8 protein-coding genes and 1 tRNA gene are annotated in these 13,057 nt (G+C 59.8%); 8 read left to right on the top strand and 1 reads right to left on the bottom strand.

All coding sequences use genetic code 11. The features are described from left to right. The first annotated feature begins 149 nt into the window (after positions 1-149). The 8 genes from AC1Z3F_RS07040 to pyk all read left to right on the top strand — a co-directional run bounded on the left by AC1Z3F_RS07040 (position 150) and on the right by pyk (position 12,751). The gene (locus AC1Z3F_RS07040; protein WP_131088463.1) at positions 150-398 is read left to right on the top strand and encodes an HGxxPAAW family protein; all 249 of its coding nucleotides are present in this window, start codon (positions 150-152) and stop codon (positions 396-398) included. Position 399: 1 nt separating this feature from the next. Then, entirely contained in the window at positions 400-1,221 is an 822-nt protein-coding gene (gene trpC, locus AC1Z3F_RS07035; protein ID WP_483566856.1) for an indole-3-glycerol phosphate synthase TrpC, read from the top strand. A gap of 107 nt (positions 1,222-1,328) precedes the next feature. Further along, positions 1,329-2,675: a tryptophan synthase subunit beta gene (trpB, locus tag AC1Z3F_RS07030; RefSeq protein ID WP_483566855.1), complete on the top strand. Its 1,347-nt coding sequence runs from the start codon at positions 1,329-1,331 to the stop codon at positions 2,673-2,675. Beyond that, positions 2,676-3,458, top strand: a complete 783-nt coding sequence (gene trpA / locus AC1Z3F_RS07025) for a tryptophan synthase subunit alpha (RefSeq protein ID WP_483566854.1) — start codon at positions 2,676-2,678, stop codon at positions 3,456-3,458. It begins immediately after the preceding gene. Continuing rightward, a complete protein-coding gene (gene lgt / locus AC1Z3F_RS07020) occupies positions 3,458-4,462 on the top strand; it encodes a prolipoprotein diacylglyceryl transferase (protein ID WP_131088459.1) in 1,005 nt (334 codons plus the stop codon). Before trpA ends, lgt begins: the two co-directional genes overlap by 1 nt. 610 nt (positions 4,463-5,072) lie before the next feature. After that, a complete protein-coding gene (gltB, locus tag AC1Z3F_RS07015; RefSeq protein WP_483566941.1) occupies positions 5,073-9,692 on the top strand; it encodes a glutamate synthase large subunit in 4,620 nt (1,539 codons plus the stop codon). Then, entirely contained in the window at positions 9,685-11,154 is a 1,470-nt protein-coding gene (locus AC1Z3F_RS07010) for a glutamate synthase subunit beta (RefSeq protein WP_131088458.1), read from the top strand. The genes gltB and AC1Z3F_RS07010 overlap by 8 nt, the downstream gene beginning before the upstream one ends. 85 nt (positions 11,155-11,239) lie before the next feature. Next, positions 11,240-12,751, top strand: coding sequence for a pyruvate kinase (gene pyk / locus AC1Z3F_RS07005; RefSeq protein WP_131088457.1), 1,512 nt, complete (start codon positions 11,240-11,242; stop codon positions 12,749-12,751). Between the two features lie 184 nt (positions 12,752-12,935). Here the strand turns inward: pyk and AC1Z3F_RS07000 are convergent. Further along, positions 12,936-13,020, bottom strand: a tRNA-Leu gene (locus AC1Z3F_RS07000). Positions 13,021-13,057 lie beyond the last annotated feature (37 nt).

The raw sequence follows: 13,057 nt of genomic DNA, 5'->3' as shown, positions 1-13,057 counted from the left end.
GGTGGTGATTCGCGCCACCGATTTGAAACGAAAGCCCGCGCAAATAGGATGTGACCGGGCACTGATGGCAGAATAGTTCTTGAAGACCATCGCCGCCGGCCAGCATCCAAAGGCCGCGGCGCAGTAACAAACATGAGGAGAGCGCGAGAATGTCGCAGAACACCGAGATCGATCCGGTCTACGCCGAAGAGATTGGCCACGGTAACTCCATTGCAGCGTGGAGCTGCGTGCTGATCATGACCCTAGGTTTTGTCGTTGGCGGCATTGCTTTTGCGCTCCTAGCTTGGCCAATTGTTTGGGTCGGCTGCGGCATCGTAGTTTTGGGCCTGATCGTCGGCGCTATCTTGAAGGCAGCCGGTTTTGGTGTGGGTGGCGCCCGTAGCGGAGCAGCACACTAAATTGAGCGTTCTTGATGACATCATCGCGGGCGTCCGGGAAGACCTGGGCGCCCGTCGCGCAATCAACGACCTAGCCTCGATCAAGGCCGCTGCCGCACAGGCTGCCCCTGCCCTCGACGCCTTTGCGGCTTTGGGCGGTGCCCCGTCGGGCGCGCGAGACACCACACTGCGGGTGATCTCCGAGGTTAAGCGAAAGTCTCCATCCAAGGGCGCGCTGGCGGACATCGCCCAGCCTGCGGTCCTCGCGGTCGAATATGAAGCCGGCGGCGCAACGGTAATTTCGGTACTCACCGAAGCCCGGCGCTTTGGCGGTTCGCTAGAGGATTTGGACGCGGTCCGCGCCGCGGTGCAGATCCCGGTGCTGCGCAAGGACTTCACGGTCGACGAGTACCAGATTTATGAAGCTCGCGCCCACGGGGCCGACCTGATCTTGCTGATCGTTGCCGCCCTGGACGATCAACAGTTGGCCACGTTCCTTGAGCTGACACATCAGTTGGGCATGAACGCGCTGGTGGAGACGCACACCGAAGAAGAGATTGCGCGTGCGATCAAACTCGGTGCCAAAATCATCGGTGTTAACGTGCGCAATTTGAAGACGCTCGACGTTGATCCGGCAAACTTTGCACAATTGGCTCCGCTGATTCCCGCTGACGCGGTGATCGTCGCCGAATCGGGGGTTGAATCCACCGAGCAGGTCACGCAGTACGCCAGCGCTGGAGCCGACGCGATCCTGGTGGGCGAGGCACTGGTGAAACACGCCGAACCGCGTGCCACGGTCGCCGAATTCATCACCGCTGGGACCCAGGCCAAACCGCAACGCTAAAAGCCGCGGGGGCAACCAGCACAAACTTTTTTCGTGCCCCGTTGGATCTTCCGACGGGGCACGAGACATACCACGAATCAAGTTTCGTTCAAGAAAAGAGGGAATCGATGAGCACCCCGGAGAATTCCGCGCAAGGCCAGTCAATCGATGCACAGTCGCTCAGGCACGCCAGTGGCCCTTATTTTGGAGCCTATGGTGGCCGATGGATGCCCGAGTCCTTGATGGCCGCCATGGACGAACTGAACGAGACTTTTGAAGCCGCCAAAAAGGACCCTGAGTTCATCGCGGAGGTCAAAGACCTCAACAAGAACTACTCCGGTCGACCTTCCCTGCTCACCGAAGCCAAGCGCTTCTCCGAGCAGTACTGCGGCGGCGTGCGGATCTTCCTCAAGCGTGAGGACCTGAACCACACCGGTAGCCACAAAATTAACAACGTGCTCGGCCAGGCACTGCTAGCCAAGCGCATGGGCAAGACCCGCATCATCGCTGAAACCGGTGCGGGTCAGCACGGTGTCGCCTCGGCCACCGCGGCAGCGCTGATGGGACTCGAATGTGTGGTCTACATGGGCGCTGAGGACACCCGTCGTCAGGCACTAAATGTCGCCCGCATGCGCCTACTGGGTGCCACCGTTATCCCGGTGACCGTGGGCAGCCAGACGCTGAAAGACGCGATCAATGAAGCATTGCGCGACTGGGTAGCTAACGTGGAGAACACCCACTACCTGTTGGGTACGGCCGCTGGTGGAGCGCCCTTCCCGGCGATGGTTCGCTACTTCCACGAGGTCATCGGCGACGAGGCACGTGAGCAGATCCTGGCTCAGACCGGGCGCCTGCCGGACGCGGTCACCGCATGTATCGGTGGCGGCTCCAATGCGATCGGCATCTTCCACGGGTTCCTTGATGACCCGAGCGTCGAAATCTACGGTTTTGAAGCCGGCGGCGACGGGGTGGATACCGATCGCCACGCTGCCACCATCACCCTGGGTCGTCCCGGCGTGCTGCACGGCGCCAAGTCGTATTTGATGCAGGACGAAGATGGGCAGACCGTTGAGTCCCACTCCATCTCGGCCGGTCTGGACTACCCAGGTGTTGGCCCCGAACACGCCTATCTCTCTGACATCGGACGGGTGAGCTACGAGCCGGTCACCGACACCGAAGCGATGGACGCGTTTAAGGCGCTATGCCGCGCCGAAGGCATTTTGCCGGCGATCGAATCCGCCCACGCACTGGCCGGAACCATCCGCCTGGCGCAGCGCAAGGTGGCTGAAGGTGTGGTCCCCGAAGAAACCATCATCATCGCGAACCTCTCTGGTCGCGGCGATAAGGACGTGGGCACCGCTGCAGCGTGGTTCAACATGATCGACGAAAAAGACGCTGAAGCTGAAATCAACGCTGCCAATTCGCAGAACTCCGGCGCACAGAACTCCGGCTCGCAGAACTCTGAGGAGAAGTAAATGACCCGCGTGATGAGTGCCGCGAAGATCGCCGCTGCCCGTGCCGAGGGCCGACCAGCCCTGATCGGTTACCTGCCAGCTGGCTTCCCCGATGTGCAGACCAGCATTGATGCTGCCGTCGCACTGGCCGAAAATGGCGTGGATATTATCGAGATCGGCATTCCCTACTCCGATCCGGTGATGGATGGCCAGGTCATTCAGGAAGCGACCGTGCATGCTTTGGCCAATGGTTTTAAGGTGTCGCAGATTTTTGACATCGTGCGTGGCATTACCGAACGTACCGACGTCGCAGTGATGGTCATGACCTACTGGAATCCGGTATTGCGTTTGGGCGTGGACGAATTTTCCCGTCGTTTTGCCGAAGCTGGCGGCGCGGGACTCATTACCCCGGATCTGGTTCCCGACGAGGCCACTGAATGGATTGAAGCGAGCACCAAGTACGATCTGGAGCGCGTCTTCTTGATCGCACCGTCGTCCACCGAAGCCCGCGTGCAGCGCACCGTTGACGCGTCCAGCGGCTTTGTTTACTGCGTATCGCTGATGGGCGTCACCGGCGCTCGCTCCTCGGTCTCTTCGGCCGCCCAAGCGGTAGTCGAGGCAGCGCACAAGGCCGGCGCAGAAAACGCCTGTGTTGGCTTGGGCGTTTCGCGCCGCGAGCACGTTGAACAGATCGGCGCCTACGCGGACGGCGTGATTGTCGGTACCGCCTTGGTTGCCGCTCTGCGCGACGGGGGAGTAGCTGCGGTAGGAGAACTCGCTGCACAGTTAAGTGGTCGAGCCTAATGTCCTTCGCTGCACAGCTGGCACTAGCGGTGCCAGCTTCCATCCCCTCGCCACCGGCGGAGTTTTCTAAGTTCAGCATCGGGCCGCTGACCATTCACGCCTACGCGCTATGCATTTTGCTGGGCATTCTTGTCGCCCTGTGGCTGACCAATAAGCGCATGCAGGCCCGTGGTGGCAACTCCGATATGCTCTGGGACATTGCCATCTGGGCGATCCCCTTCGGCATCGTGGGCGGCCGGCTGTACCACGTGCTGATCACCGACCCGATGTACTACTTCGGGTTGGGCGAGCAACAAGCGCACTTGGCCGAAATCCCGCAGCTCTGGCTCGGCGGACTAGGCATTATGGGTGCGGTATCACTCGGCGCCCTCGGTGCGTGGATCGGCTGTCGACGAACCGGTGTGCGCCTTTCCGCTTTTGCCGACGCGGCAGCTCCGGGCCTGCTCATCGCCCAAGGAATCGGACGCTGGGGCAACTGGTTTAACCAAGAACTTTTTGGTTCACCAACCACCCTTCCATGGGGACTACAGATCGACCCGAACAGCTACAACTTCCCTGCAGGACTGCCCGCGGACACACTGTTCCACCCGACTTTTTTGTACGAGTCGCTGTGGAACGTGGCCGGCGCGTTGGTGCTCATCGCGCTGGATCGAAAGTTTAAGCTGCGTCGTGGCGCATTGTTCTGCTGCTACATGATTTGGTACGGCATCGGACGCACCTTCACCGAATCCCTGCGGTTGGATCCGGCCGAAATTATTCACATTGGGCCTTTGGGACTTCGTGTTCATCAGTGGTTGGCGATCGCTTTGGTGATCGCCGGTGCCATCGCGCTCAGCCTTGTGCTGGCCAAGCTGCGTGGACAAAACGTTAACCCGTTCTTCCTGCCAGGCCGCGAACCGAAGGCAGAAGTGGCGCAAGACCAAGATGTAGCCGGCGAAGAACCACCGGCAGCAACAACCGAAGTAGCTCAAGAGCCGAAGCACCTGGGCAAGGACCCGCAGTAGTCGCACTGCCTAGGGCATTTGGTTCGTCGGGCATCAATAGGTGCCATTGAGTGGCCGGCAAGCACATACTCTTGCCGGCCATTGCCATACCGTTTGGCGCCACTGAACTTCGACCAATGGTTTCATGACGCGCGAAGCGTGAAGTATGGCGAAATCTAGCAAAAAAGTTAGAGCCAAATTTGCCCGGGCCCGCGATAAGGCTCGGCAACATGTTCGAAACATTGCCGATACCCGAAAAACGGTAGACAACAACGGGTTTTCGGCTCCCGATCGGCTTTGCAACCGGGCCGAAAAGTGTGGCGTACACCCTAGTTTTTAACATTTTCGAAACACAAACGGTCGCACTTGAGAAACAAAAATTGCGTAACGTGTGATGTTGGCATCGTAGTGGGCCCTCAACCCCCTGGAGCGGACCTGCGATGCAGCACCACAATGAGGTGGGATATGTTCCTCTCTGGAATCTCGATGTGCCAGCATACCCCGCTGCGCGTTGTCGACGAGTTCCAGTTCGATGAAACATCAAGGCGGCCGGTCGCCCTTTTAAGGAATTATCCTCATGAGCAAAGGGTTCGGCGCGCCCATCCTGCATGAACCACAGAAAGGCACGCTCATGAGCATGACCGGAGTCCCACTGAACGCCTCGCCAGGCTCCGGCGAGAACGTCCTCTCGCCATATACACGCTTCTCTGCAATGCCTAGCGCACAGGGTCTATACGATCCTGCCGCCGAAAAAGACGCTTGCGGTTTGGCAATGATCGCGTCGCTGAAGAACGAATCCAGCCACGAGATCGTCGCCCACGCACTCACGGCACTGCGCCGCTTGGAACACCGTGGCGCTATCGGCGCCGACGAAGGCACCGGCGACGGTGCAGGCATCCTGCTACATATGCCCGACGCATTTTTGCGCAGCGCCACCAACTTCGCGCTCCCATCTGCCGGCGCCTACGCCGTAGGTATGGGCTTCCTTCCTGCCGAGACCAAAGAGCGCGAATTTGCTCAGTCCGAGCTGGAAACGCTGGCCGCTGAAGAAAACCTTTCGGTGCTCGGCTGGCGCGAAGTGCCAGTTGACTCCTCCGTGCTCGGCGCCTCAGCACGCAAGGTCATGCCATACATCACTCAGTTCTTTGTCGCCGGTCCGACCGGTGCACCAGCGCTGAGCAGCCGCGAACTAGACGCCGCCGCCTGGCGCATCCGTCGTCGTGCGCACAACAAGATGGGCATCTACTTCGCTTCGTTCTCCGCGCAGTCCATCGTGTACAAGGGCATGGTTTCTACCGCGCAGCTTGAACCGTTTTACCCGGATCTGTCGAACACCGACTTCGCCAGCCGTTGCGCGATCGTGCACTCACGCTTCTCGACCAACACCTTCCCATCGTGGCCGCTGGCTCAGCCCTTCCGCACCATCGCGCACAATGGCGAGATCAACACGGTTAAGGGCAACCGCAACTGGATGCGCGCCCGCCAGTCAACACTGGAATCCGAATTGCTCGGCGAGGTCCCCGAAGAGCTGTTCCCGATCTGCACCCCAGGTGCATCGGACTCCGCTTCCTTCGACGAGGTCGCTGAAATGCTGATGCTTTCGGGACGCAACGTCACCGAAGCGATCATGATGATGATCCCGCAGCCGTGGGAAAACGACACCCAGATGGACGCCGATCTGCGCGCCTTCTACCAGTACCACTCGATGCTCATCGAGCCTTGGGATGGTCCGGCAGCCGTTTGCTTCACCGACGGCCAGATGGCCGGAGCGGTGCTGGACCGTAACGGTCTGCGCCCGGCTCGCTGGTGGGTTACCGACGATGATTTGGTAGTGCTTGCCAGTGAGGTCGGCGTGATCGACGTTGCCGAAGAGCACATTGTGTCCAAGGGCCGTGTGGCTCCGGGCAAGATGTTCGCCGTGGATTTGAATGCCGGCCGCATCGTTGAAGACTCCGAAATCAAGGCCGAGGTTGCCGCCTCCAAGCCATGGCGTGAATGGGTTTCGCAAAACCTGAAGACCCTTGCGGACTTCCCGGATCTGGAACACGTACGCCACAACTCGGCCTCGGTGCTGCTGCGCCAGCTCACCTTCGGTTACACCACCGAAGAGCTACGCGTGCTTTTGGCGCCGATGGCCACCACCGGCGCTGAGCCGCTGGCCGCCATGGGAACTGATACGCCCATTGCTGCACTGGCCGATCGCGCGCGCCTGCTCTTTGACTACTTCACCCAGTCCTTCGCACAGGTCACCAATCCACCGCTGGATGCCATCCGCGAAGAGTTGGTCACCTCCATGCACACCACCATCGGCCCAGATGGCAACCTGCTGAGCCTGGATAAGGTGCCGCAGTCGCAGATCGCACTGGACTACCCGGTATTGACCAACGACCAGTTGGCCAAGATCGTAAACTTGCGCGATGCCAAGGGTTCCAAGCTGTCGCTGAAGGTCCGTGGCCTGTACCGCCCGGCCGGTGGCGAGTCTGAACTGCGCGCGCGCCTGCAGGAAATCTGCGAAAAGGTCTCCGCTGCGGTCAACCGTGGAGTGCGCTACATCGTGCTCTCGGACCGTGATTCGTCGGCTGCCTGGGCGCCGATCCCATCGCTGTTGCTGACCAGCGCCGTCCACCACCACCTGCTCAAGAGCTCCAACCGCACCCGTGCGTCGCTGATCATCGAATCCGGCGACGCCCGCGAAGTGCACCATATTGCGGTATTGATCGGTTACGGCGCCGCCGCGATCAACCCATACCTGGCTTTGGAATCGGTCGAGCAGATGGCTGAAGAAGGCGAACTGCCCGGCATTGACGGCGCTACCGCCAGCTCCAACTTGATGAAGGCCCTGGGCAAGGGCGTACTAAAGATCATGTCCAAAATGGGCATTTCCACGGTCTCCAGCTACTGCGGCGCCCAGACCTTCGAGGCGGTCGGCCTCTCCCAGCGCGTGGTTGACCAGTACTTCACCGGTACCACCACCAAGCTTTCTGGCATCGAACTGGATGTGGTGGCCGCCGAGGCTGCTGAACGCCACGCTCGTGCCTACCCAGAACTCGACGGCAGCTCGCAGGCCAATGAGTTGGAAACCGGTGGCGAGTACCAGTGGCGCCGCTCCGGCCCGCCACACCTCTTTGACCCACAGACCGTCTTCCGCCTGCAGCACTCCACCCGCACCCGTCGCTACGACGTGTTCAAGGAGTACACCAAGGCTGTGGACGATCAGGCCGCACAGCTCAAGACCCTGCGCGGTCTGATGAAGCTGAAGACCGAAGGCATCACCCCGATCGACATCGATCAGGTGGAGCCGGTCTCCGAAATTGTTAAGCGTTTTGCCACCGGTGCGATGAGCTACGGCTCGATCTCCGCCGAGGCACACGAGACGCTGGCGATCGCCATGAACCGGCTGGGCGGCAAGTCCAACACCGGTGAAGGCGGCGAGGATCCGGAGCGTCTGCTTGATCCTGAGCGTCGCAGTGCGGTCAAGCAGATCGCCTCGGGCCGCTTCGGCGTCACCAGCTTGTACCTGACCAACGCCGATGACATCCAGATCAAGATGGCTCAGGGCGCCAAGCCAGGCGAGGGTGGCCAGCTGATGAGCCAGAAGCTGTACCCTTGGGTGGCTAAGACTCGTCACTCCACCCCGGGTGTTGGGCTGATTTCCCCGCCTCCGCACCACGACATCTACTCGATTGAGGACTTGGCGCAGCTGATCCACGATGCAAAGTGCTCCAATCCGAGCGCGCGTGTGCACGTGAAGCTGGTCTCCGAGTCCGGTATCGGTACCGTGGCTGCCGGTGTAGCCAAGGCCAAGGCCGACGTAGTGCTGATTTCCGGGCACGACGGCGGCACCGGTGCCTCACCGATGAACTCACTGAAGCACGCGGGCACCCCGTGGGAGCTCGGCCTGGCTGAAGCTCAGCAGACGCTGATCCTCAACGGTTTGCGTGACCGCGTCACCGTGCAGGTTGACGGCCAGCTGAAGACCGGCCGCGACGTACTGATCGGCGCCCTATTGGGTGCCGAGGAGTTCGGCTTTGCGACCGCACCGCTGGTGGTTTCGGGCTGCATCATGATGCGCGTCTGCCACTTGGACACCTGCCCTGTGGGCGTGGCCACGCAGAACCCTGTGCTGCGTGAACGCTTCAGTGGCAAGGCCGAATTTGTGGTGAACTTCTTCGAGTTCATCGCTCAAGAGGTCCGCGAACTGCTCGCTTCCTTGGGTGCACGCACCCTGGACGAAGTGATCGGTCGCGTTGAACTGCTCGAAACTGACGCTGCCCAGGTTGGTGCGCACCGCAAGGTGACCGGGTTGGCGCTGGATGCCATCACCCACGAACCAGCGGTAGAAGTTGCTGCGCGTCGTCGCCGCATCAGCCAGGACCACGGTTTGGATAAGCACCTGGATCAGCGTTTGTTGGCTGCTGCCGCTCCGGCACTAGCCGATCGCATTCCGGTAACCATCGATGCGGACATCGTAAACACCGACCGTTCGGTGGGAACCCTGCTTGGCCACCATGTCACCAAGACCTTCGCACTGGAGATCTTGGACGAGGACACCATCACGGTGAACCTCGCAGGACGAGCCGGTCAGTCACTCGGCGCCTTCCTGCCAGCGGGTATTACGCTGAGCCTGGATGGCGACGCGAACGACTACGTTGGCAAGGGCCTGTCGGGCGGCAAGATCGTCATCCACCCACCAACGAGCACCATTTCGGCTCCTGAGCAGCAGGTGATCGCCGGTAACGTGGTTGGTTACGGCGCCACCAGTGGTTCGATGTTCATCAACGGTATGGTCGGCGAACGCTTCGCGGTGCGTAACTCCGGGGCGAGCATCGTCACCGAAGGCATTGGCGAACACGGTTGTGAGTACATGACCGGCGGTGAAGTGCTGATCTTGGGGGACACCGGACGTAACTTTGGTGCTGGCTTCTCCGGCGGTGTGGCATGGGTTGTGGACTTTGATACGGACAAGATCAACCCATTGGCCGCAAGCCAGGGGGATCTGTTGATCAACCCGATTTCCGATGCCGAAGCACAGCGCATTCACCAATTGCTCACCGAGCACATCGCACACACTGCTTCGCCACTGGCGCAGCGCCTGGTGCTGAATTGGGAAGACACCCGTACCCGCATCACCAGCATCACCCCGCGCGACTTTGCTGCGGTACAGCAGGTGCGTAGTGACGCGGAAGCCAACGGGCAGAACCCAGATTCGCCACAGGTATGGAACAAGATTTTGGAGGTGACCCGTGGCTGATCCACGCGGATTCCTGAAGGTGACCGAGCGTGTCACCCAACCCAAGCGCCCGGTACCGGTGCGATTGATGGACTACAAAGAGGTTGTTGAACGCCAGAAAGACGGGACCCTGCAGCAGCAGGCTTCCCGTTGCATGGACTGCGGCATCCCGTTCTGCCATCAGGGCTGCCCACTGGGCAACCTGATTCCAGAGTTCAACGATCTGACCTACCGTGGTCGTAAGGATGAGGCGGCAGCTCGACTGCTTTCCACCAACAACTTCCCGGAACTCACCGGTAAGCTGTGCCCGGCCCCTTGTGAGTCATCCTGCGTGCTGGGAATCAACCAGCCAGCGGTGACAATCAAGCAGGTTGAGGCTGAACTTGCAGGTCACCTGATGGACCAGGGCGACTTTGTACCGCAGCCACCAGCTCGCCACACCGAACACCGTGTCGCCATTGTTGGTTCGGGCCCAGCCGGTCTGGCCGCTGCCCAGCAGCTGACCCGCGCAGGTCACACGGTTGCCGTGTACGAGCGCGACGAAGCCATCGGCGGTCTGCTGCGCTTTGGTATCCCAGACTTCAAGCTGGAAAAGCAGGTGATCGACCTGCGCCTGGATCAGATGCGTGATGAAGGTACGATCTTCCGCACCGGCATCGAAATCGGTAAGGACATCACCTGGGAGCAGCTGCGTCGTGACTACGACGCGGTGATTGTCGCCACCGGTGCGACCGTTCCGCGTGAACTGCCCATCGAAGGAAACCAGCTCGACGGCGTGCACCACGCCATGGAGTTCCTCACCGAGAACAACCGTGTGGTTGCTGGTACCTCCAGCGTGCGCACCATCGACGCCAAGGGCAAGCATGTTGTTGTCCTTGGTGGTGGTGACACAGGTTCGGACTGTATCGGTACCGCTCTGCGTCAGGGCGCTGCCAGCGTGACGACCTTGGCGATCGGCAAGCAGCCGGGCACCGAGCGTAGCGAACTGCACCCTTGGCCGACCATGCCGGTGCTCTTTGAAGTGCAGTCATCGCACGAAGAAGGTGGCGAGCGCACCTATTTGGCTTCCACTGTGAACTTTGTCGCCGGTGAGGGAACTAAGCAGAATAAGGTGATCGGTGTTACAGTTGCAGAGACAGAATTTGTTGCTGGCAAGCGCCTCCCGAAGTCTGGAACCGAACGCGTAATCAAAGCTGATTTGGTTCTGCTTGCCCTCGGGTTCACCGGTCCGGAAGCTTCCGGACTGGACGAACAGGTCAGTATCGAATTCGACAACCGGGGCAACGTCGCCCGAGATGGCTACTACATGACGAATACCGAATCGGTGTTCGTCGCCGGAGATGCCGGTCGGGGACAGTCGCTGATCGTGTGGGCTATCGCTGAAGGTCGCGCTTGCGCCGCCTCGGTCGATAAATTCCTCATGGGCTCGACAATTCTTCCAGCACCGGTAGCTCCAACCGATAGGGCCATCAGCATCATTTGAGTGACGTAGGCTTAAATGCGGCGCATCCGATTGTGGATGGGCCGCATTTTGCCTGTGTGGACAAGAAAGGCATTTGGCTGACGGAATGAGACGCGCAAAGATTGTAGCAACCTGGGGTCCAGCCCTAGCAAGCTACGAAAACACTGTAGCGGTACTAAATGCGGGCGTAGACGTCGCGCGCTTAAACATGAGCCATGGAGATCACTCCATGCACGCACAATCGTTGGCGAACGTGCGTAACGCAGCGGCTGAGATCGGCCGCGCGGTCGGTGTTTTTGCCGACCTGCAGGGTCCTAAGATCCGCTTGGGGCGCTTTAAGGGTGACGCGAAGTACATCCTGGAGGCGGGCGAAGAATTCACCATCACCATTGATGACGTGGAAGGCACCCGTAACCTGTGCTCGACCACCTTCAAAGGTCTGCCAAACGACGTGAAGGCAGGGGACTTCCTGCTCATCAACGATGGCAAGGTAAAGCTCAAGGCCATCTCGGTCGATGCAACCTCCGTGCATTCCGAGGTAGTCGTCGGCGGCGAAGTGTCCAATAACAAGGGCATCAACCTGCCAGGCGTTGCAGTGAACGTTCCTGCACTGAGTGAAAAGGATGAGGACGACCTGCGCTGGGCACTGCGTGCCGGCATCGACATGGTTGCACTGTCCTTCGTGCGCAACGCCGAAGACATTTCGCGCGTGCATGAAATTATGGACGAAGAAGGTCGTCGCGTCCCAGTGATCGCGAAGATCGAGAAGCCACAGGCTGTGGCTGCCCTTGAAGAAATCGTCGACGCTTTTGACTCCATCATGGTCGCCCGCGGAGACTTGGGTGTAGAACTGCCACTGGAAGAAGTTCCACTGGTGCAGAAGCGCGCCGTTGAATTGGCTCGTCGCTGGGCTAAGCCAGTGATCGTTGCTACCCAGGTGCTTGAGTCGATGATTGAGTCGCCAACTCCTACCCGCGCTGAAGCATCTGACTGCGCTAACGCCGTGCTTGACGGTGCCGACGCTGTCATGCTTTCGGGGGAGACCTCGGTTGGTGCTTACCCGGTCGAAACCGTGGAAACCATGTCGCGCATCATCTCTTCCACCGAAGAGCATGGTCTGGATCGTATCCCACGCTTGGGTTCTCAGCCTAAGACCACCGGTGGCGCTATTACCCGTGCTGCTGTGGAGATCGCCGATCAGGTTGACGCAAAGTACATCGTTGCGTTCACCCAGTCCGGTGACTCGGCACGTCGTCTTTCGCGACTGCGCCCAAAGAAGCCGGTTTTGGCTTTCACCCCGTTGCAGCAGACCTACAACATCATGACCCTGATGTGGGGCGTTCAGGCACGTTTGGTTGCCTACGCTGACCACACGGACAAGATGACTGCTCAGGTGGACGAAGCGCTGCTTAGCGAAGGTTTGGCCGAGGTCAACGACGTTGTCTGCATTGCTGCCGGTTCCCCTCCGGGACAGGCCGGCTCGACCAACTCGATTCGCGTACACAAGATCGGCGATCTGGCAGACGCTGGACAGCTGGTCGACGGCAAGCCAATGCCTGCCCGCGAAAAGGTTGGACCATGGGCACCGGAGAATGTTTCAACTCCTGAGTCCCTCTAGCATCTAGCTTTTACGCTGATGCCTTAAAAGTTCCGCTTCTGTTCACCTTCGGGTGGGCAGGGGCGGAACTTTTTTGTGTTGGCGGTGCAAAATTCAACTTTGTGCAGTCGCTCACACCTACCCTAATTTTGGGCAGAAAAAAACCGCTGGTCCGGAATATTATTCCGGACCAGCGGCCTATCTTTGGTGCCCAAGGTGGGACTCGAACCCACACATCTTTCGATACCGCATTTTGAGTGCGGCGCGTCTACCGATTCCGCCACTTGGGCTGGCACTTTGACTAGTTTACTAGAGGTTTTCCAGATT

Source organism: Glutamicibacter sp. MOO4, from assembly GCF_056934395.1.
The sequence above is the reverse complement of the archived record's forward strand: the minus strand, read 5'-3'. Positions and strand labels throughout refer to the sequence as shown.